The organism is Thermoflavimicrobium dichotomicum (genome assembly GCF_900114055.1).
Lineage (GTDB): Bacteria > Bacillota > Bacilli > Thermoactinomycetales > Thermoactinomycetaceae > Thermoflavimicrobium > Thermoflavimicrobium dichotomicum.
The window spans coordinates 32,480-54,326 of the sequence record NZ_FORR01000022.1 but is presented as its reverse complement, the minus strand read 5'-3'; the positions used below and the strand labels follow the sequence as shown (position 1 = coordinate 54,326).

18 protein-coding genes and 1 pseudogene are annotated in these 21,847 nt (G+C 42.8%); 12 read left to right on the top strand and 7 right to left on the bottom strand.

Features of this window, described 5'->3' with window-relative positions; genetic code table 11:
* The 3 genes and pseudogenes from BMZ78_RS19415 to trxA all read left to right on the top strand — a co-directional run.
* Positions 1-2,688, top strand: a pseudogene (locus BMZ78_RS19415) (beta-ketoacyl synthase N-terminal-like domain-containing protein); the annotation flags it as partial.
* Positions 2,689-2,982: 294 nt separating this feature from the next.
* On the top strand, positions 2,983-4,575 hold the full coding sequence (locus BMZ78_RS19635; protein WP_482255531.1) for a phosphopantetheine-binding protein: 1,593 nt from the start codon (positions 2,983-2,985) through the stop codon (positions 4,573-4,575).
* A gap of 479 nt (positions 4,576-5,054) precedes the next feature.
* On the top strand, positions 5,055-5,369 hold the full coding sequence (gene trxA / locus BMZ78_RS16060; protein WP_093231427.1) for a thioredoxin: 315 nt from the start codon (positions 5,055-5,057) through the stop codon (positions 5,367-5,369).
* Between the two features lie 126 nt (positions 5,370-5,495).
* Here trxA and trhO read toward each other — a convergent pair whose 3' ends face one another.
* From trhO to BMZ78_RS16035, 5 genes are all read right to left on the bottom strand, one after another.
* Entirely contained in the window at positions 5,496-6,404 is a 909-nt protein-coding gene (gene trhO / locus BMZ78_RS16055; RefSeq protein ID WP_093231426.1) for an oxygen-dependent tRNA uridine(34) hydroxylase TrhO, read from the bottom strand.
* Between the two features lie 201 nt (positions 6,405-6,605).
* Positions 6,606-7,079 carry a PCYCGC motif-containing (lipo)protein gene (locus tag BMZ78_RS16050; RefSeq protein WP_093231431.1) on the bottom strand — a complete coding sequence of 158 codons (474 nt, stop codon included), beginning with the start codon at positions 7,077-7,079 and terminating at the stop codon, positions 6,606-6,608.
* Between the two features lie 57 nt (positions 7,080-7,136).
* Positions 7,137-9,557: a heavy metal translocating P-type ATPase gene (locus BMZ78_RS16045; protein ID WP_093231425.1), complete on the bottom strand. Its 2,421-nt coding sequence runs from the start codon at positions 9,555-9,557 to the stop codon at positions 7,137-7,139.
* Positions 9,558-9,569: 12 nt separating this feature from the next.
* A complete protein-coding gene (locus BMZ78_RS16040; RefSeq protein ID WP_093231424.1) occupies positions 9,570-9,947 on the bottom strand; it encodes an ArsR/SmtB family transcription factor in 378 nt (125 codons plus the stop codon).
* Between the two features lie 212 nt (positions 9,948-10,159).
* Positions 10,160-11,080 carry a proline dehydrogenase family protein gene (locus BMZ78_RS16035; protein WP_093231423.1) on the bottom strand — a complete coding sequence of 307 codons (921 nt, stop codon included), beginning with the start codon at positions 11,078-11,080 and terminating at the stop codon, positions 10,160-10,162.
* A gap of 218 nt (positions 11,081-11,298) precedes the next feature.
* On the opposite strand from BMZ78_RS16035, the gene BMZ78_RS16030 reads away from it, so the two are divergent.
* Positions 11,299-12,672 carry a sigma-54 interaction domain-containing protein gene (locus tag BMZ78_RS16030; RefSeq protein WP_093231422.1) on the top strand — a complete coding sequence of 458 codons (1,374 nt, stop codon included), beginning with the start codon at positions 11,299-11,301 and terminating at the stop codon, positions 12,670-12,672.
* A 235-nt stretch (positions 12,673-12,907) separates the two neighbouring features.
* Positions 12,908-14,179 carry a dicarboxylate/amino acid:cation symporter gene (locus BMZ78_RS16025; RefSeq protein WP_093231421.1) on the top strand — a complete coding sequence of 424 codons (1,272 nt, stop codon included), beginning with the start codon at positions 12,908-12,910 and terminating at the stop codon, positions 14,177-14,179.
* A 137-nt stretch (positions 14,180-14,316) separates the two neighbouring features.
* Here BMZ78_RS16025 and BMZ78_RS16020 read toward each other — a convergent pair whose 3' ends face one another.
* Positions 14,317-14,931, bottom strand: coding sequence for an SGNH/GDSL hydrolase family protein (locus tag BMZ78_RS16020; protein WP_093231420.1), 615 nt, complete (start codon positions 14,929-14,931; stop codon positions 14,317-14,319).
* A 256-nt stretch (positions 14,932-15,187) separates the two neighbouring features.
* Here BMZ78_RS16020 and BMZ78_RS16015 point away from each other — a divergent pair, with 256 nt between their 5' ends.
* On the top strand, positions 15,188-15,712 hold the full coding sequence (locus tag BMZ78_RS16015) for a superoxide dismutase family protein (RefSeq protein WP_093231419.1): 525 nt from the start codon (positions 15,188-15,190) through the stop codon (positions 15,710-15,712).
* 83 nt (positions 15,713-15,795) lie between these two features.
* On the opposite strand, the gene BMZ78_RS16010 is transcribed toward BMZ78_RS16015, so the two are convergent.
* Positions 15,796-16,353, bottom strand: coding sequence for a thioredoxin family protein (locus tag BMZ78_RS16010; RefSeq protein ID WP_093231418.1), 558 nt, complete (start codon positions 16,351-16,353; stop codon positions 15,796-15,798).
* A 135-nt stretch (positions 16,354-16,488) separates the two neighbouring features.
* Here BMZ78_RS16010 and BMZ78_RS16005 point away from each other — a divergent pair, with 135 nt between their 5' ends.
* From BMZ78_RS16005 to lhgO, 6 genes are all read left to right on the top strand, one after another.
* Entirely contained in the window at positions 16,489-17,616 is a 1,128-nt protein-coding gene (locus tag BMZ78_RS16005) for a HEAT repeat domain-containing protein (RefSeq protein ID WP_093231417.1), read from the top strand.
* 73 nt (positions 17,617-17,689) lie between these two features.
* On the top strand, positions 17,690-18,430 hold the full coding sequence (locus BMZ78_RS16000; protein ID WP_245739879.1) for a L,D-transpeptidase family protein: 741 nt from the start codon (positions 17,690-17,692) through the stop codon (positions 18,428-18,430).
* A 105-nt stretch (positions 18,431-18,535) separates the two neighbouring features.
* On the top strand, positions 18,536-18,796 hold the full coding sequence (locus BMZ78_RS15995; RefSeq protein WP_093231416.1) for a hypothetical protein: 261 nt from the start codon (positions 18,536-18,538) through the stop codon (positions 18,794-18,796).
* Positions 18,766-19,047, top strand: coding sequence for a hypothetical protein (locus BMZ78_RS15990; RefSeq protein ID WP_093231415.1), 282 nt, complete (start codon positions 18,766-18,768; stop codon positions 19,045-19,047). Before BMZ78_RS15995 ends, BMZ78_RS15990 begins: the two co-directional genes overlap by 31 nt.
* A gap of 331 nt (positions 19,048-19,378) precedes the next feature.
* Positions 19,379-20,146, top strand: a complete 768-nt coding sequence (locus BMZ78_RS15985) for a YhfC family intramembrane metalloprotease (protein WP_093231414.1) — start codon at positions 19,379-19,381, stop codon at positions 20,144-20,146.
* Between the two features lie 373 nt (positions 20,147-20,519).
* On the top strand, positions 20,520-21,731 hold the full coding sequence (gene lhgO, locus BMZ78_RS15980; protein ID WP_093231413.1) for an L-2-hydroxyglutarate oxidase: 1,212 nt from the start codon (positions 20,520-20,522) through the stop codon (positions 21,729-21,731).
* The last annotated feature ends 116 nt before the right edge of the window (positions 21,732-21,847 follow it).

Genomic DNA, 21,847 nt, shown 5'->3' with positions numbered 1-21,847 from the left:
GTGCTCTTCTCTTCCGGAGCGGGAGTGAGGGGCAATCTGGGTCAGGCAGACTATGCTGCCGCCAATGCCTTCCTGGATGGGTATGCGAGATACCGTAGCCGTCTGGCAGAGTCCGGAGAACGGCAGGGGCAAACCGTATCCATTAACTGGCCGTTGTGGAAAGAGGGAGGAATGCGCGTCGACGGGGAAACAGAGAAGATGATGCAGCAAACCACGGGCATGAAAGCGATGGAGACCTCCACAGGCATCCAGGCGTTGTATCAGGTGATGGCCTCCGGCAGGGAGCAGGTGCTGGTGGCGGAAGGGGATCTTCAACGCATCCGGATATCATTCCTGGGGCAACGACCGAAATCAGAAGTTACTTCCATACCTTTTGTTCCACCAGAAAACAGGGCAGGGAAGCCAATGGCAGGGCACCATCTTGAAGAGAAGGCCACGAATTATTTTAGAAAGCTGGTCTCCACAGTCGTCAAACTTCCGATGAACCGGATTGAAGCGGATGCTCCTATGGAAACATACGGACTGGATTCGATTATGGTCCTGCAGTTAACAAATGAATTGGAGAAACAATTCGGCCCCTTGTCCAAAACATTGTTGTTTGAATACAAAAATATCAGGGAATTAACCGGATACTTCCTGGAAGCGTATCGGGAAAAATTATTAGACGTACTGGGTATGGAGGAAAAAGCGGAAAGAATCGTTCCGAACAGGGCAGTCGCACCGCAACGGGAACAACCATTGCCAAACAGCCGTAAGCGCATCTATCTTGCATCTTTCCGAGAGCATAAGGAGGACAGAAAAGAAACGGACTCTTTGGACATTGCCATTGTGGGGGTTGCCGGACGTTACCCGCAAGCGAGAAACATAAAAGAGTTTTGGAAAAACCTGCGGGATGGGAAGGACTGCATAACCGAAATTCCCAAAGACCGCTGGGACCACAGTCTCTATTTTGATGAGGAGAAAGGGAAACGCGGGAAAGTTTACAGCAAGTGGGGAGGCTTCATTGACGGCGTGGACGAATTTGACCCGCGATTCTTCAATATTTCACCCCGAGAGGCAAAAATTTTGGACCCTCAAGAACGCCTGTTTTTACAATGTGTGTACGAAACACTGGAAGATGCAGGCTATACCCGTGAATCTCTCGGCTCCAATGTAGGGGTTTTTGTAGGAGTCATGTACGATGAGTATCAGCTTTATGGAGCTCAAGAGACTTTGCAGGGCAGGCCGGTAGCCCTTGTGGGGACATCATCGTCCATCGCCAATCGAGTGTCCTATTTCTGTAATTTCCATGGACCCAGCATGGCTGTAGACACCATGTGTTCCTCTTCTTTGACTGCTATTCACCTTGCCTGTCAAAGTATTAAACAAGGGGAATGTGATGCGGCAATTGCAGGAGGCGTCAACATTTCCATCCATCCGAACAAATATTTGTTGCTTTCCCAAGGCAGATTTTTGTCGAGCAAAGGACAATGTGAAAGCTTCGGTCAAGGCGGGGATGGATACGTGCCTGGAGAAGGAGTTGGTGCCGTCTTGCTGAAACCGCTTTCGAAAGCCATCGCTGACGGTGACCAGATTTATGGAGTCATCAAAGGGTCGGCACTGAATCACGGTGGAAAAACGAACGGGTACTCTGTTCCCAACCCCAATGCCCAGGCCAGTGTCATCGGACAGGTATTGAAGAAAACCGGCATTGATCCCAGAACAATCAGTTATATCGAGGCTCACGGGACAGGGACATCTTTAGGAGACCCAATTGAAATCGCAGGCTTAATAAAAAGCTTCCAGGAATACACAACTGACAAACAGTTTTGCGCGATCGGATCAGTCAAGTCAAACATTGGGCATTGTGAAGGGGCAGCAGGCATCGCAGGGGTTACCAAGGTATTGCTGCAGCTCAAAAATCGCCAACTTGTACAATCTTTGCATTCGCGCGTTCTTAATCCAAACATTGATTTTGCCAACTCGCCATTCTATGTACAGCAGGAATTGACGGAATGGAAACGGCCGGTGATTCAACATAATGGAAAAGCCAAGGAATATCCAAGGATTGCGGGTATCTCCAGCTTTGGTGCGGGAGGATCAAATGCCCACATCATCATTGAAGAGTATATTCCTGAAGAACAGGGAACCCAACCGATTTCCATAACCCCACAGAACCCGGCTGTCATTGTATTGTCCGCAAAGACGGAAAATCAGCTTCAGGAGCAGGCCCAGCGATTGTTGGCCGAGATCAGGGAACAGTCATTTACGGACAGTCAATTGGCAGATATAGCCTATACTCTTCAGGTAGGGCGGGAAGCCATGGAAGAGCGCCTGGCTGTCATCGTAGCATCTGTCCAGGAACTTACGGAAAAACTGAAAAGGTTTCTGGAAGGGGAAGACGGCATAGAGGATCTGTTCCGGGGACAGGTAAAACAAAATAAAGAGGCGCTGGCGATATTTGCGGCAGATGAAGAGTTTCAGGAAGTTATTGAAAAATGGATTCGAAACAGAAAATACACGAAACTTGCGGACCTGTGGGTGAAAGGACTCAAGGTGGACTGGAATCTCATCTATGGAGAGAACAGGCCACGCCGGATTAGTTTGCCCACATACCCATTTGCCCGTGAACGCTACTGGGTGCCCACGATGGAGCCGAAATCTCCAGGTCAGTATCAGAAATCTGCGCCAGCAATTGGAGAAACGGCTCAATCATCGCAGCCTGATAAGCCGGAAGTTTCCTATGCATCAACTCCGCTGATTGTCAAGGGAATTAAGGTCTCGCAGGCAGGGCAACCAGTAAAATATCCAAAGATTGCAGAGAAACCTCGTGGAATCGCCCTTCAGCCTTTGGTAGACAGGCCAATCCCCTCAGATAAACAGAAAGAGTCAAAAGATGCTGGGGCATCGGCAACCGTTTCTTTATTAACGCCTGAAAGCGAATCTGAATGGAAATCTGTGCCACTGATTCAGGAGGATTCGTTACAGGAAGAGCTGCAGGCAATGTTGGCAGCCATCTTGCATATGAATCCAAGCGATATCGACCCGGATGAAACGTTCATTGACATGGGCCTGGATTCGATTACCGGCGTAGAATGGATACAGGCCATCAATAAGAAGTATGGGACTTCCATCACGGCGACCAAGGTTTATGATTATTCAAGCATACGAAAATTCGCTCAATTCCTGCAGGGAGAATTGGGGAACGTTGATCCAAGCCACGCTGTATCACAAAAGACGTCGTCCGTCGAAACATTGCCATCCGTAGAATTGCCAGACGGTTCAGAGGGAATCTCCCTTTCACAGGCTGAAGCTCAAAGTCAGTCTCATCCACTTCGTCCGGTGATTTCACTGGAACGCTTACAGATGGAGCTGATGAGAGGACTGGCTGATACTTTAAGCATGAATCCAAGCGATATTGATGCAGATAGCAAATTTATTGACCTGGGACTTGACTCCATTACAGGTGTGGAGTGGATTCAGGCCATTAACAGAGAATACGGTACGTCGATTCCGGCATCCAAGGTGTATGACTATCCAAGCATTCGCGAATTTGCGCATTTCCTGCAAAAAGAGCTGACGAAACAAGAGGGAGAAGACGTTTCTGTACCTGTAGAATCAGTCCCGGCCTTACCAGAAGAATCATCAGTACTCCATTCATCTGACTTGTCTCAATTAACCAATTCTCCTGAGTTTCCAGAGTTGGTTCGCCTGAATGAGTGTGTTGAGGGCCGACCTGTTTTTTGGTTCCACGGAGGGGCAGGAGAAATAGGAGGATATCGACCGATAGCCCGGAAGATCAACAGGCCTTTTTATGGAATACAACCACGAGGCCTGACCACGGATCATTCCCCGATTCATGGGGTTTATGCGATGGCGACCTATTATCTGAACATCATTAGAAGTGTTCAACCGGAGGGGCCTTATGATCTGGGGGGCTTTTCCTTTGCTGGCCGATTGGCGTATGAAGTTACCCGTCTATTGCAGGAAATGGGTGAAACCGTCAATACCATTGTTATGGTGGACTCCATCTATATGGAAGCACCACAGAGTGCGGAAGCCAAAAAAGAATACGCCGACCCCAAAACATTGATGCTCCAGGCTGTGAACAGGGAGTTGCTTGCGAAAGCTTTGCTGGAACAGGAAAAATTGCCTCAAGCTCTTATCCATCGTGAGGAAGTGAATATTGAGGCAGATGATGAAACATTCTTGCAGCAACTGATCACGCTTGCCAAGGAACGGGGTCTGAAGAAATCAGAAAAGGAAATGTACGACCAGATTCGAAAAGAAGTAAAGGTACAATATGCCTATGAAGTGGAGCGTTATTCTCTTTCTCCATTACCTGATCCCTTAACAGTAAGTTGTTACTATTTCCGCAACAAGAGCGGGGAGTTTTACGGCGAATTGGAACCCTACTTTACACTGAAAGAAGGAACCAATCCATTCGATCATGCGAAGTATTGGCAGGAATGGGAAAAGCATCTGCCGAATTTCCACTTGATGGATGTGGAATCTTCGAACCACATCATGTTGCTGGCCGAACCAAAAGCTTATAAAACAATTGCTGCGTTTTGCGAAAAGCTCTATTCCGTGTGAAAATCAGTTTAATTTTCTCAAAAAGATAGTCGAAAATTTCCCGTTTGGCTGTTATGGCTTAAAACTTCGGCAGGCTTTGGTTTAAAGAAGCCTGCCCTTATTTTTTGCGATAACTTTCCACTAAAACGGCGTCTCGCTTGACAAAACGATATGTAACCATTATAATTACAATTAAGTTAGGGGTGATGGATTGAACAGTGAATGGGATATAGCGGTATAGTGACTGCGGCGCCGTTACATTTGGTTTCTAGTGAGCCGTTAGCGATTCATGTTTGAACCAATCCTGTTCGTTTTCACAAGTTTATGAACGCACAAAAAAGCAGTTGGGCATATACTGAAAAATGGTACAGATGGCGAAGTGACCCCAATGAAATCACCTAAAACATCATATAAATAAGCAGTCACCACCTAACTTTTTCTTTTTCCAAAAGTGTAACAAAGTTGGTTACAATGAGATTTTAAGTGAAAAGGTGATCAAAATGGCGATAAAAGAAATTACAGATCAAACATTTGATCAAACGGTAAAAAACGGTTTGGTATTGGTTGATTTCTGGGCACCCTGGTGTGGGCCTTGTCGCACGCTTGCACCGATTCTGGAAGAGTTGGCTGGACAGACGGATTCTTATTTAACCATTGCCAAACTCAATGTCGATGAAAGTCCAGCAACTGCGCAACGATTTGGCATTCGTGGGATTCCAACGCTCAAACTGTTCAAAAATGGAAACGAAGTCGGAACCGTTGTTGGTATCCAACCGCTTGAAGAATTGAAAAAATGGGTAGAACAATTTAAATAAGATCCATAACTGCATAACCCTTTTCTATGGCTGGAGAGGGTTTTTCCTGGAAACATCCCTACAATGATGAATCAGCTTGATAAAAACAATCAACCCTGGGAGGAATCTTCTCCCAGGGTTGATTGTTTATGCTTTTACTGCATGCATTTCCGCTTCTTCACATTCTTTGGAGCAGAAACCTTTGTATTTCTCTTCACATTCTTTGCAGCAAATATGCTGTTTGTGGCACATATCATATGCACAGTTGATGTAACGGTCTTCCGGTTTGCCACAGTGATAGCATTTACCTACGACGACATCCTCTACTTGATTGACCCGAACAGAGATCCGTTCATCAAAGACGTACATTTTTCCGTCAAACAATTTCCCCTTTAACTCTGGGTCTTTGGCATAGGTAATGATACCACCTTCGAGTTGGCCGACATCCTTAAATCCTTCCTTGAGCATAAAGGCGGTTAATTTTTCACAGCGGATACCACCCGTGCAGTAGGTGATGATTTTTTTGTCTTTATACTGGCTGAGATTTTTGCGAATCCATTCCGGGAATTCGCGGAAGGATTTTACATCTGGACGAATGGCATTGCGGAAATGCCCAATATCATATTCATAGTCGTTCCGTCCATCGATAACGATGACATCATCGCGTTGCAGCAGCTCATAAAACTCTTTTGGCTTGATATACTTACCCGTTTCTTTGCTTGGATCAATCTCATACTCATCCACACGGAAGGTCACGATCTCTTTTTTCGGCCGAACGATTAACTTTTTAAAAGCATGTTTATGGTATTCATCGATTTTAAATACCATGTCGTGGAATAGTGGATGGTTATGCATATGCTCCATATATTTGTTCGCTTGCTCTACCGTACCTGAGATCGTTCCATTCAATCCTTCCTTGGCAACCAAAATCCGTCCCTTAACTCCAAGCTCTTGACAAAAAGCACGATGCTCGTCAGCAAAAGCAACCGGATCCTCTATATGGACAAATTTGTAATACAATAGAATGCGATAGTCGTTATTTTTTTTGGTGATCATTGTTGATCCACTCACTTCCTACAATAAAAAGTCCTGCCTTCTAGTATACATAATTTTATAGATTTCTCCAAGAAGGTCAACCGTGAAGAAAAGTCAAGCGGAAAATTTAGGATCGTTCAAGAAAACATAATCCTGGAACAGGAGTGATTATTTAATAAAAAGAAACATCGATAAAAATAACATCCCAAACAGGCTGGGATGTCATGAATGAGGCATGGGTGTGGGGGTAGGAGGAGCAAATCCTTTTTTATATTTGGAATCAATGAACTGGCGGATTTCCTTATTTGACTTGCCCTGCTTTTTCAACATGGCGGATTCGAGAGCAATGTCCATACAGGTTCCACATTGGGTTCCGTGTGAGTCCCACACCACTTTTCCATCTTTCTTGATTTCGTGAATAAAACATTCGCGATTGCTTTTGTGATTGGCGCTTTGTCCGCATCCGCAGTAGCACGGAATCCAGTCGAGCGTATCCGCATATTGGGCAGCTATTTGATAGACTTGCGTGACTTTGGGATCCAAGTCTTTAAGAAATGATGGCATGGTCTTGGCATTTGCGGTCGTTTCCCTTAGATCGCCAGATATGTGATTGGTTTGCTGGTGTTTTTCCTCTGCATGATCCATCGGTTCTGTTTGGGTACTGCATCCCATGAGTCCAGAAATGGCTAAAACCATCGTGGCCAAAAAAGCCCATGTTTTGTGTTTCCGTTTGCTTTTCACATTCGTTCCCCCTCATTTGCTCGATTCCTTGAACCGAAGAAGCCGCATACTGTTTAAGATAACGAGAAGAGCAGCACCTGTATCACTCAGTACTGCAATCCATAGTGTGAGCCAGTCAGGAAAGATCAGGAGTAAGGCAACCAGTTTAACCATGATGGAAAAGGTAATGTTTTGCTTGATGATCTTTAATGCCTTGCGACTGAGACGAATCGTAAAAGGCAGTTGTTCCAGGTGATCTGCCATCAGGACAATACCAGCGGTTTCCATCGCCGTATCTGTCCCAATCCCGCCCATTGCGATCCCCAAGTCAGCTGTGGCCAACGCAGGTGCATCATTCATGCCATCGCCGACCATTCCAACTTTCCAGCCACGTTGCTGTAATTGTTTGATTGCTTCCACTTTGTGTTCAGGCAACAGCTGAGCCTGATGTTCATCTACTCCGACTTCCCTGGCAACTTTCCTGGCTGTCTCTTCCTGATCACCTGTCAACATCATGACCGACTGGATGCCGGATTGCTTTAGCTGGTATATGGTCTGTTTACTGGTTGGACGAATTGGATCAGCGATGGCAATCAAACCAAGTATTTCTTTTTCTGTTCCAATCAGTACCAGTGTGTGCCCCATCTTTTGATATTTTTGAATGGAGTCACGAACAGGGTCAAGAGAAACATGCAATTCTTCAAACAACTGTTGATTTCCGGCAAAATAGACGGTTCCGTCAATGGTGGCCTGTGCGCCATGTCCTACGATGGTTTTATGATCCGATCCTTCCAACATGGAAATGTTACGCTCTTGTGCTTCCTGCAAAATCGCTCTGGCGATCGGATGACGGGAATGTTCTTCAATGGTTTGGGCAATAGCCAGAAGCCACTCTTCACTTTTATTGATTGCCTGTACTTCAATGACCCGTGGATTTCCTTGAGTCAGAGTACCGGTTTTGTCGAAGGCGATCGCCTGGAGTTGACCTGCCAGCTCCAAAAAGGCTCCGCCTTTGATGAGAACCCCCTTTTTGGCGGCGTTCCCAATTGCGGAAACAATGGCTACAGGCGTAGAGATGACCAAAGCACAAGGACAGGCAATTACCAATAATTCCAGGCCGCGGTATAGCCATTCATCATGCTCTCCCAAGCCGAAGAGAGGAGGCAGCAGAATAACCAGCATCGCTAAAGAAAAGACAATGGGTGTATAAATTTGTGCAAACCGATCAACGAAATTCTGTGTTGGGGCTTGTTTTTCCTGTGCTTCTTCGACCAGGTGAATGATTTTGGCCAGGGTGGTATCATCTGCCTGATGAGTGACTTTTACTTCAATGGATCCTGTTTCATTGATTGAACCAGCATATACTTCATTTCCTGGATGTTTGTCTGCTGGCATGGATTCACCTGTAATGGGAGCCTGGTTTACCGATGTGGAGCCAGTGACAATGATCCCGTCAAGTGGAATTTTTTCACCGGGTTTGACCACGATGATCTGGCCGACCTGGACTGTTTCGACAGGCAGTCGCTTTAAACCTTGCCCGGTTTTTACCCATGCTTCAGAAGGAGCCAGATCCATCAGTTCACGAATCGAATGGCGTGTTTTTTCGAGGGTTCGTACTTGCAGCCAGTTGCCTAGCGCAAATAACCAGACAACGGTTGCCCCTTCCAGCCATTCCCCGATCCATGTAGCTCCTATGGTAGCGGCAACCATTAAAACATTCATGTCCAGAGATCTGTTTTTCAGGGCGTAAAAAGCGCTTTTCGCCGGTTTGTATCCGCCAATTACGATAGAGAGAGCATAAAAAAAGATCGAAAAATAATCATTCAAACCGATCGCATTCACCGATAAACCGAGTACCAATGAAATTCCCGCTACCCAAAGGGGCCAGTTGTTTTTCAAAGTCGACAAAGCGGAAGAAGTTGGCTTGATTTCAGTTGATAAAGCGGCTCGATAACCAATTCGTTTGATTTCATTCAGTACCGCTTCCGCTGTTTTTTGATGGGAGATTCTCATTTTGCTTGAAGCAAAGTGAACTTCGACCGAATCAACCCATGAAAGGGAAGCGAAATGTTTTTCAATGCTTTTGGCACATGAAGTACAGTCCATTCCTTCCACGTGAAAGACTTGAGTCTGTTGTTTGCTGTCAACGATATGCCCGGTATAACCCAAATGGTTTAACTGATCCAAAACTTGCTGGAGATCGATTTTTTCACCGACCAGTTTCATTTTTCCGGTACTGTAATGTACCTGAACCTGTTCAACACCAGGCAGATTGCGGATATTTTTTTCAATGGTTTGTGCGCACGATGGACAATCCATCCCATCCACTTGAATGATGGTTGTTTTTAAGGCAGATACATGTGCATGGCCAATGCTGGAATGCTGACAGGAAGGTTTGTTTTCGCTGTATGGGCCATGACAGCAGGTGTCTGTTTGATGGTTTATTTGAGCCATATTTCCCAACCCTCATTTTGCTTCTATTTCTTTCCAGTGCTCCAAAGCGATCTGAATGATGTCCTTCACATGATCATCATCCAGTGAATAAAAGACCAATTTGCCTTCCTTGCGGCTTTTGGCTACACCCAAATGTTTGAGAAGACGCAGATGGTGTGAAGCTGTAGCTACCGTCGAACCGAGAATGTTGGCAATATCACAAACGCAAAGTTCTTTTTCCAATGTAAGAGCATAGGCGATTTTCAGACGGGTTTCATCACCAAGTGCCTTGAACAGAGCACTTAATCCATTGACTTCATGAACTCTGTTTTGTAAATGTTGCACTTTTTCTTCGTCATAACAAAAAACTTCGCAAACATCTGGAGTGGAAGATATCTGACGCTCAGACATAATTTCGCTCCTTATTCAAAAATATATTTGAATAAAATATAGCATATCTCTTTCTTTGTTACAATATTAAAATGAATATTTGAATAAAACGGGTTCATCGGTGTCGAATCCATAAATGAAGGCCGTTGACCTATTTTGTTGATCAACGGCCTGTAAATGATGAAGATAAAGAAAAAAGAGGATAATTGCAGTAGATGATGGCCATCCTAAGTTCATTTTTTAAACATCGATTTCAAAACGAATCCAACGTTAGCAGGACGTTCAGCCAAACGGCGCATAAAGTAGCCATACCAGTCATTTCCATATGGAACATAAACCCGCATCGTATATCCTTCTTTGGCCAGTTGTTGTTGCATTTGAGTCCGAATGCCATACAACATCTGGAATTCAAATTGAGAGTTTGGTATATTGTGCTCTTTAACAAATTTCTTTACGTGCTCAATGACTTTTTCATCGTGAGTAGCAACAGCTGCATAATTTCCATATAGAAGATGTTTTTCAATGATTTTAATGAAGTTTTTATCGACATCTTCTTTATTTGGGAAAGCCACTTCCGGAGACTCTTTATAAGCTCCTTTCACGAGACGTAGATTCGGTTTGAATGAGTTAAGTTCATCCAGGTCTTTTTCTACTTTATATAGATAAGCCTGTAATACCAACCCGATCGTTTCCCCGTATTCCCGGCGCAACTCTTTAAAAATCTCCATTGTCACTTCGTTATGGGCGTAATCTTCCATATCAATCCGGACGAAGTTTCCGTGTTCCTTTGCCCGATCCAGGATGCGGCGCATATTTTTCATACATAGGTCTTTGGAGATATCTAAACCTAACTGTGTTAATTTCAGAGAAAGGTTTGAGTTCACTCCTGACTCATGAATCGCATCCAGTGTACGAATACAGTAATCAGCGGATTCAATGGCCTCTTCTTCACTAAAAACGAATTCTCCCAAATGGTCCAGGGTCGCTGCAATGCCTTGACGATTCAATTCACGTACCACCTGGATCGCAGATTCAATGGTTTCCCCAGCCACAAAGCGACTGGCTCCGAAACGCAATCCCCATTTTTTGGCCGCTTGGTTGGCGAGCCGGTTTTTTGATAGAAAGAGTAATGCATTCCGCATGAGTTGTTCCATGATTCTCGCTCCTTTCTTTCATTAGAAAAATGGCTTCGTTAGATTCTAATGCAAAATACATGCCAACTTAAAATGAAAGCGATTTAAATGATGAGAGGAGATCGGTTATACATTTTTGTTCATTCTATTGAACATACATGTATAAATTGAACATATTTGATCAAATTGGTCGCTCGTTGTACAATGAGTAAGGTGCATTTGGAAATGAAGGTGAGAAGATGAAGCATTCCACGGCAGAATATATCCTCCAGGCATTACTTTCTACCATTAATGATGCCATTACCATTGTAGATGCAAAGGGAACCGTTCTTTATTGGAACCATGCAGCGGAAAAACTGTACCAAATCCCTGCTTCAGAAATTATCGGCAAAAATATTGCCGAGTTTGATTGGAATTCGCTTAAAATTGCACAAATTCTAAATGAAGGGCGTCCCATTCGCCAAGCTTATCATGAGCCGAAGCCGGGCATGTACGTTCTGGTCAATACATCCCCGATCCTGGCGGATGGAGAAATAATCGGAGCGATATCTTCGGAACAGGATGTGACCAAGCTGGTACGTTTGGGAAATGAACTGTTTACCAAAACATCACAATTACAGCGGTTGGAGGAAAAAATAACCCAATCGTCTTTTTCGGATGATCCATTTCAACGCATCAAAGGACATGGATCTGCCATTTCCCAAGCGATTCAAATCGCCAGACGTGTGGCTCAAACGGATGCAACTGTCTTGATTTCAGGTGAATCGGGAGTAGGGAAGGAATTGTTTGCCCATGCCATTCATCAGGCGAGTAAACGGGCCAGCCAGCCATTTATTGCCATCAACTGCGGGGCCATTCCCAGCGCTTTATTTGAAAGTGAGCTGTTTGGCTATCAGGGCGGGGCGTTTACAGGAGCAGATCGCCAAGGGAGACCAGGCAAGTTGGAATTGGCCCATAAAGGAACAATTTTTCTGGATGAAGTAGGGGAATTACCGTTGGAGATGCAAGTAAAATTGCTGCGTGTCTTGCAAGAACGGCAATTTTACCGGGTGGGAGGAACAAAACCGATCGAAGTGGATGTGCGCATCATCGCTGCAACCAATCGCAAACTGGAAGAACGAATCAAACAGGGAGCTTTTCGTGAGGATCTGTTTTACCGTTTGAATGTGGTATCCATAGAAATTCCACCGCTTCGTGAACGGGTCGAAGATATACCTGAACTCATTCAAGTATTCGCGCGGGAAATTGCTTTACAGTATGATAAACCGGTACCGCAATTTGAACCCGAAGTGGTTGTCGCTTTGATGAATCATTCATGGCCTGGAAATGTTCGTGAATTACGCAATGTTATTGAGCGATTGGTCATATTGACGGATGGTGAGCAAATCCAGCGTCAACATCTGCCATCCTCCATTCAGGTTCAGCGGCTGGAATTGGAACCACCTCCAACGATGGCAGATCCAGGTACCAGTGAAGAAGAACGTCTGCCTGAACGACAGCGGATTCAACAGGCCTTGCGTACTACTTATGGAAATAAGACAGCTGCAGCAAAATTACTGGGGATCTCACGGGGCACATTATACAATAAAATGAAGAAATATGGGTTGATATAGTGGAAGCATTTAAAGGAAAACCGGGTTTGTCAAGACTTTCAAATCCTGTTTCGTCAAATAACCCTAATTATATTCTAGCACGGAACCTCTCATGTTTGCCAATGTCCTGCTTATGGGGCAGGGGCAGTGAGAGGTTTTGCTTTTTAATGGAAAAAGAAAGAATAGAATTTATATGATAAATAATATATGATTATGTATTATATAGAAACTTTTATGAAAGGAGTTATCAAATTCGATGAAGAAACTTTGGAAAAACTTGACGTTCCAAGTGATCACCGCTATCATTTTGGCAGTTATTTTAGGGATTCTTTGGCCAGAAACGGCGAAGTCCATGGAACCGCTCAGTAAAATGTTTATCAACCTAATTAAGATGGTGATTCCGCCCATTATCTTTTTAACGATCGTATTGGGGATTTCGAAAATTGGAAACATGAAGAAGGTAGGGCGCGTTGGTGGAAAAGCGATTCTTTATTTTGAAATCGTAACCACTTTTGCCTTATTGATCGGTCTGTTGGTCGCTCATTTTATCAAGCCTGGAGCCGGTTTAAATACATCTCAATTTCATCTGACCAAAGAAAGTGTTTCCCAATATATCTCCAGTGGGGAAAAGATGGACTGGGTTGATTTTTTTGTTCACATCATCCCATCCAGTATGGTTGATGCTTTTGCGAAGGGAGATATTCTGCAAGTCGTCTTTTTTTCGATTTTGTTTGGTTTTGCTTTGGCTGCTCTTGGAAAATATGGAGAACCGATTATTGACTTCTTTGAACGTTTGTCGACTGTCTTTTTCAAGATTGTCAGTTATGTGATTCGAGTGGCGCCCATAGGTGCTTTTGGAGCCATGGCGGTCACGATTGGCAAGTTTGGACCGCAATATTTGTATACTTTGGGCAAGTTGATGTTATCTGTTTATATGACCATGTTCTTATTTGTTTTTATTGTATTGGGAATCATCTGTCGCATATATAAATTCAGTTTGTGGAACTACTTGCGCTACATCAAGGAAGAGCTCATTATCGTTTTGGGAACATCATCATCGGAATCGGTATTGCCACGGATGTTGGACAAAATGGAGAAGTATGGCTGTTCGAAGTCGGTTGTGGGAATGGTGATTCCAACAAAGTATTCGTTTAATCTGGATGGTACGAGTATTTATTTATCCATGGCTGTACTCTTTTTGGCTCAGGTATATGGCGTGAATTTATCTATCACGCAACAAATCATGATTCTCGGTGTGTTGATGATAACATCAAAAGGTGCTGCTGCAGTGACAGGTGGAGGATTTATTGTGCTGGCGTCGACGATTTCGGCGTTACACATCGGGATTCCTCCGGAAGGATTGGCCCTGCTTTTAGGTGTAGACCGTTTTATGTCTGAAGCAAGAGCAATTGTTAACTTGATCGGAAATGGAATCGCTACCATTGTTGTGGCGAAGAGTGAAAATGAGTTTGATGAAGAGAAAGCAAAACATGCACTGGCTCATGTAAGTAATAAAACCGGTGCTTGAATCGTGTTGAGAGATTGATTGGCCAAATATAAGGTGAATCGATATTGAACCCGTTTGCATGGAACAGAGTCACCAACCCTCACTGTGTACAGTGGGGGTTGGTTCATTTTATTTCCGGTTGAGTAATGGCCTGGGGTTCAATGGATAAAGAGTTTGGCAATTTCATCGTGCCCTGCCTGATTGGGATGAACTTCATCATAGAAATAATCAAAACGCCTGTAAAAACGATCAAAGGGATTGACCAAACGGGCTTGATACTGACGGCATACTTTTTCATAGTTTTTGTTCAGGGACTGAACAAACCAGGAAGCTTGCTTTTCACCCAGTTCATAAGCGGGTACAGGAATATAAAAGCCTAAAAGGTGAACAATGGCTTGGGGAGCATGTGAACGAATAAAGGCAAGAATTTGATCAACCTGGCTATGCACTTTTCGAATGGTTTGAAATAATATTTTTAGCGTTATAGATCCACTCTCATATAGCTGAATAAAATCACAACCACCTGTTGAAATGGATATATGAGTAGCGTTAGGAATTAATCGTGCTATGCTTGGGATATTGATTAAGGTAAACAGTTCAGAGGAGGTCATTCCCGACACACCAAAATTACGTAAAGTACATTGATCTGAACAACGAAGATGTGAAAAATATTGAGATACCCAATGTTGATCCGGTCTTGCCGCACCCACTCCTTGGGTCAAGGAATCTCCAAAGGCGAAATAGGATACTGTTGTCGGTTGCTCCTTCATCATATGCTTTCCTTTCCTTGCAAAAATCGATGATCTCTAATAGCAGCAACCTTAGTTTTTCCCGAATGATTTTTCCTCCATTCGTATTCAGTCGTTTTCTTCTTTCCCAATATGACCCAATGACAGTAGAATCCCGGAAATCATTTGCCAGGCAGATATACTGACAAAGAAATTGCGAAAGGACTGTTTGGGAAAGTGATTGTTTGTTAAATTTATATAATATTTGGTATAATATGAATTACAAAAAAGGGGGTAAAGAATGAAAAAAATAGGATCTGTGGTTGGCAGTATTATATTTGGGATTTCTATAACAGCCTGTAGTAGCCATTCATTATCTGCAACAGCTGAATTGGTAGACAATCAGGGAAAAAAGATCGGAACTGCTTCATTTCAGCAAACGGGCAATGGAGTGGAGATAACCGTAAAAGCAGAAGGGCTTCCACCTGGAGAACATGGTTTTCATATTCATGAAACAGGGAAATGTGAAGTACCCGACTTTAAATCGTCAGGAGGCCATTTTAACCCAAATCAGAAGAAGCACGGAAAGCATAATGAACAGGGAACGCATGCTGGTGATTTGGAGAATCTGACTGTGAATCATGAAGGTAAGGTAACCAATACACAAGTGATTCCTAATGTTACGCTTGAAAAAGGAAAAGAGAGTTCCTTATTGAAAGCGGGAGGGACGGCTTTGGTCATTCACGAAAAAGCCGATGACTATCGAACAGACCCGGCTGGTAATGCAGGTAAACGAATTGCTTGTGGGATCATCAAGCAAAAATAGAATGGTAGAGTTTATGAAACAGCGTAGAGAAAGGTTGAGAAAAAAGACCGTGCGTTTCATCCACGGTCTTTTGTTCTCTCTGGTTATTCTTTCCATTTAATGTTGCAACCCATACTCGGTTTTTGTTCGACTGTAACCGGCTCATTGCGTAGAATGCTATCAAGTGCTGAACGAATGGAATCGCCAGTAACGGGAATGTCATTACCGGGACGGGAGTCGTCAAGTTGCCCACGATATACACATTGGAGGTTTTTGTCAAAAATATAGAAATCAGGAGTGCAAGCTGCCTGGTAAGCTTTTGCCACTTCTTGGGTTTCGTCAAATAGATAGGGGAAAGGATAGCCTAGCTGCTCTGCCACTTCTTTCATTTTTTCTGGAGAGTCTTCTGGTTTTACGGTGATATCGTTTGAATTGATAGCGATAAATGAAATGCCTTTAGGTATGTAATCATTCGCCAGTTTAACAAGTTGTGTCTGAACATGTTTGACGTAAGGACAATGGTTGCAGATAAACATGATGACCGTTGCCACATCCGATTTCAATTCGTCAAGAGAAACGGTTTTTCCTGAAACGACGTCAGGCAAGGTGAAGTCAGGTGCTTTTTTGCCTAGAGGAAACATATTGGAGGCGGTTAAGACCATAGATCGAACTCCTTTCATCCTTTTTTTAATATTATAACACATGAAATGGTTAAAAATGTATATAAAAATTTTTTGTTCTGTAATTAAAGTCGGTTATAATGTAAAATAAAACAAAAATTTTTGGGAGGGTTATAAATGTTGGAAAATTTAAATCAAATAGACTGGGAGCGCTTAACCCACGCATATGGATCAGCAAAGGATATACCCCAGCAGATTTTTAAATTAACATCCAAAGATGAAAAAATTTGGTGGTCGTCTTTTGGGAAACTTTCAAATTATATTTTATATCGTGACAAATATATCTTTGAGGCTACTTCCTATACCGTTCCTTTCCTGATTGAATTGGTAAAAAAGGAACAAACGCTTAATCGGGAACATTTATTGGAGCTTTTAGCCGGAATTTCGAATGGCACTTCCTATCAATTAACTCATCAACGACTGTCATCGATGCAGGAAAATTATTCAGAAATCTACTTGCAAGAGGTACATAAAGAACTGGAATGGGTGGAAAGAGCCAAAGAAGCTGTCGCTAAGGGGATTTCTGTATACTATCAGTTAGTCCATGATCCTGATCTGGCTGTTAGGGAAGCTGCGATTTATACATTGGCATCTGTAAAGTGGTTAAAAGAGGATATGCTCCATCAATTGAGAGAGAAAATGCTAATCGAAACCAACCCTCTCATCCTTACAAATCTTATTTTTGCACTTGGTACACAACGGGATAAACATGAGCAAACCGTAAACTTTTTAAATGATTGCATAGAAAAGAATGAAGAGCCCCTTATCCAGTTGGCTGCAGCAATGGCATTGGTACATATTCAGGAGGGAAAAGTGCATGATCGAACAATCCAGGTACTCATCGATGCGATTCGAGATCCTGATCGGGTAAGTGCATATGACAATCTGTTATTTGCTTCGATTGATGTCATTCATGATACGACCTGGTTATTCAGTCAGCTGTCGCACGAGCAAGCGATTCAGTCTCTGCCGCTACTGCAAGATGTCTTTAATCGAACAAATAATGCCTTGGTGGCTGTTGAATTGACACGCGCCATGCTCATGATTGCATTTAATAAAAAGCGTGTTCTACAGGGAATTCGGTTTCATGAGCTAACCGAAGAACAACAGAAAACATTGCAATGCATCGCAGAGAATCACGTTGCCTGGGAGTTTAATGTGAATATGGCAGAGGTATTGAGAGATTTTCGACTTCCCTGTGATTGTGAAAAATTTCGCCTTTTCATCCGAGGAAAGGAATGGTGATTGGATTCACTTTCTCTGATTCAGATCTCATCTTCTCTGACTCAGATCTCATCGTAGAGAGGTCTGAATTTTTTTGTGGGTTCATAAAGGAATGTTCTTGGTTGAATGTGCCAAACTAACAATATCCTGTATGTTTCAAGGTGATATGACTGTGTATAGGAAAAGGATATCATGTATATTTGTGTTTATTGTGATGTTTATTCATCCTCTTTCTGTCATTCAGGCTGATGCTGCCCCGTTGGAAGTGTGGATAAAAATTGATTTATGGAAACGTAGACTTTATCTGATGGAACGTCAGACCATTGTAGATAGTTTTATCATTGGTGTAGGGAAGGAACAAACTCCTAGTCCTATAGGAAGATGGAAGGTAATTGAAAAATCCAGAGGATGGGGAGGCGGATTTGGAACGCATTGGCTTGGTCTAAATGTACCTTGGGGCACTTACGGAATTCATGGTACAAATCGCCCGAGCTCTATTGGCCGTGATGTTAGTCATGGTTGTATTCGCATGTTAAATACGGATATTGAAAAGTTATATCCAAAAGTGCCAATAGGGACTACTGTTTATATTGAAGGGCCTATTTTAGGACGAGATGAATGGAAACTGAAAAAGTTAGTTCGTGGCGATGCGGGTACTTTAGTCATGTTGGTTCAAAATCGTTTGCGGGCTGCGGGAATATACAAGGGACCACTAGATGGCATATTTGGTCAAGGATTAGAAAGAGCAGTGAAAAGGTATCAAAAGGAAGAAAAATTGGAGGTTACCGGTCAAGTTCAAAAGATCGAGTATCTTCGTTTGGGGTTAATGGAATAAAATCGTGCTAAAAGAGGAGACTTATGGAATTTGAATAGGGATTTTTTGGATTTTGTCAAATAGGTAATTGATATGACTTGAATTGATCTGGGAGGCAGAATCCAGTTGTCTTTGATAAGGGGAATATTGTTCTCATCTATTATCTTTACTTTCTTGTGTCCGCTTCCATCTTTGGCCATGTCGGAAATTCGGATCGAGGTACCTACCGTTGAACCTGCTCAAGTCGAAACCAAAACCAGGGTAAAACCTGTACAAACGAATCAGGAATATAAATCAAGGAAAGAAAAAGAAGTTGCTTCTTCTGAATCAGCATTGGAAAAGACGTGGTACAAGATTTGGAAATTCATCACGAAAGATTTGTTTTAGACGGAGCAACTGCTGTAGATGAAGTCATCATCGCCAATGAACACAACGAAGTCATGAACGTAAAAAATTTTATATACAATCTTTACAAATGGCCCAAGGGACTGCTAGGTGCTTTGTATGAAGATGGCACCCCACAAAAGATTACCGCAGATACATGGGATAGTATAGACAAAAGCCGTGAAGCTTTTCTGGCGTGGCAATTATGGAGACAGTATAATGAAAGTGACGAAGCGAATAAGAAAAGAGCATGAAAAGCTAATGGCAGATGTGACGAATGAAAAAAGAAATCAAAAGAACTTCCAAGAGGCACTGAAATATTTACGGAACCCCAGGTAGGACAAGAAATGAATTCCTTATGAGACCGTTGACAAACCCTGTTTTCCGTTTCCAGTTGAACGACTTTTGCTCGGTTTTAAGCAACGGGAGTGAAACGGAAAAGACGGCATATAACGGAAACTTTGTCGACAAGATAATTTCCTTATCTATTTAATTGTATAAATATTGATACTTTTATATTCATATGATATCATATAGATAACTAACTAATATTATATATACTTCAAGGTGAGAGGAGTTATCTATTTGGTAAGTCAACTATCTATTGTCAGCATGGTTGTTCAACTGATTTTATCGATTGGTTTTCCGATTTTCTTGCTTATTTATTTTCGTAAAAGAATGCATCTCTCCTGGAAAGCAGTGGTGGTTGGAGTCCTTACCTTTGTTGTATTTGCGCTTGGTTTGGAAGGAGCTTTTAATTTTTATATGGTGGAGACCAATAGATTTACTTCCAATCTGATAAAAAATACTCCGTGGCTTATGGCTTTGTATGGAGCACTTGCAGCTGGGATTTTTGAAGAAGTCGGGCGATATATCAGTTATTCTGTTTTGCTCAAGGGATTTCGTGAACGGCAAGATGGGATCGCTTATGGAATTGGACATGGTGGGATTGAAGCGATTTTCATTGGTGTAAAGCAGGCCATACCAAACATTTCTCTGGCTTTGATGGTCAATTCCGGGTCCATCCAATCATTGATCGCCACTCAGCCCATGCTGGTAAATGTGAAGAAAGCACTGATTGAAACTCCTTTTTATATGTATTGGCTGGCTGGATTTGAACGAATGGGAGCTGTTTTTCTGCAGATTGCTCTCTCTCTCGTTGTTTTATATGGCGTGAAAAACAAAAAGATCGGTTATTTGTTTCTTGCCATCTTTCTTCATGCTTTTATGAACATCTTTGCAGGGTTGTATCAAATGAAGCTATTACCCTTACTTGTTGTATTTGTTTTACTCGTTATATTTGCAGTGATCGCGGTGATTGCCATTCGCAAATCCAGGAAATGGTTTGCCTAAGTCTAGCTCCATGATCAATCCATTAAATGAATAGGATTAAGCACTTGGCTCTTCATGGCAGAGTGAGACGATGATAAACCAGGGGTTTTTTTCAAGTTCAGTGACAGTGACTTTTGTTCGTACTTGTTGACGAGAGCGAAACGGAAAAGGAACCCCGTTGTCCAAAAGAAGGACTTTATCAGAAAGCTTGCCCTACATGATCGAGTTAAGTGCTTTTCAGTCTGTTTACATAGACCCATCCCGAAGCACGGGGGAAATGTATTCATATTCGTCTTTTTTTATGCCATTTGACTGTGATTTTCGTAGAAAATTTTTTGTATTAACAATAAAATAGGTACAAAAAGCAAAAGTGAATGGAGAGGGAAATGGCCAAATGAAGCACTATCAGTATCTGATCGCAGGAGCTGGGATTATTGGATTGACCATTGCCCGGGAATTAAAAAAACGATTTTCGGATGCAACCATCGCTGTGATCGAAAAGGAGGAGGATGTGGCCAGGCATGCAAGTGGACGGAATAGCGGCGTATTGCATGCAGGTTTTTACTATACAGCAGATAGTTTGAAAGCGAAATTCACCAAAAGAGGCAATAAAGCCTTGACACAGTATTGCCTGGAAAAGGGATTGTCGGTCCATCAATGCGGGAAAGTAGTGATTGCACGGGACGAAAAAGATCTGGAGGGACTGGAAGAGTTAAAAAGGCGGGCAGAAAAGAATGGAGTCGAGCTCATCTGGGTGGATGAAAAGGAGTTAAAAGAAATTGAACCCAATGCAGTTACTTACCAAAAGGCTCTCTATTCACCATCCACATCAACAGTGAATCCTGTTGAAGTATGCCAGGCGATAAAAAAAGAAAATATCCAAAACGGAGTCGATTTTTATTTTTGTCATCCATACAGGAAGGTAAAAGAACAGATCATTTTTGCTGGCGATAAACGATTTTCCTATGATTATTTCATTAATGCCGCGGGGCTATATGCGGATAAAATCGCGCAAGATTTTGGCTTTGGGAAAGATTATATGATTATCCCTTTCAAGGGAAACTATATGAAGTATGAGAAAAATAAAGAAGATATACAGACCAATATTTATCCGGTTCCCAATTTGAAGAATCCGTTTTTGGGTGTACATTTTACGAAAATGGTTGATGGAACGATCAAGATCGGCCCCACAGCGACTCCGGCTTTTTGGCGTGAAAACTATCAGGGCTGGAGTCGTTTTCGACTAAGTGAGGCGATTCCCATTCTCTATTATCAAGCGAAACTGTTTGTAACCAACTCTTTTCATTTTCGTTCCCTGGCTTGGGAGGAAATCAGGAAGTATCGCCGTTCTTTTTTTATTGGCGAAGCACTGGAAATGGTGAGAAATGTGGACCCGAACGGTTTTGCCGATTCCTTTTCCCCACCTGGAATCCGGGCTCAACTGTTGAATAAAAAATCATTGGAATTGGTGCAGGATTTCATAGTGGAAGGAGACAAACACTCTATCCACATCCTCAATGCCGTTTCTCCGGCTTTTACGTGTTCGATGCCATTTGCAGAGTATGTGGTAGACAGGATTGTGGAATGGAAAGAAAAGAGAGGATAGACTCACTGTTTTCTATAAAGCGGAGGGATGGGTTCCTTGTGGAGCGACTGTGATGGTACAGAAGTCGTCACGTAAGAAGGAACCCATCCCAAAAACATATTCATATTTTCAGGATA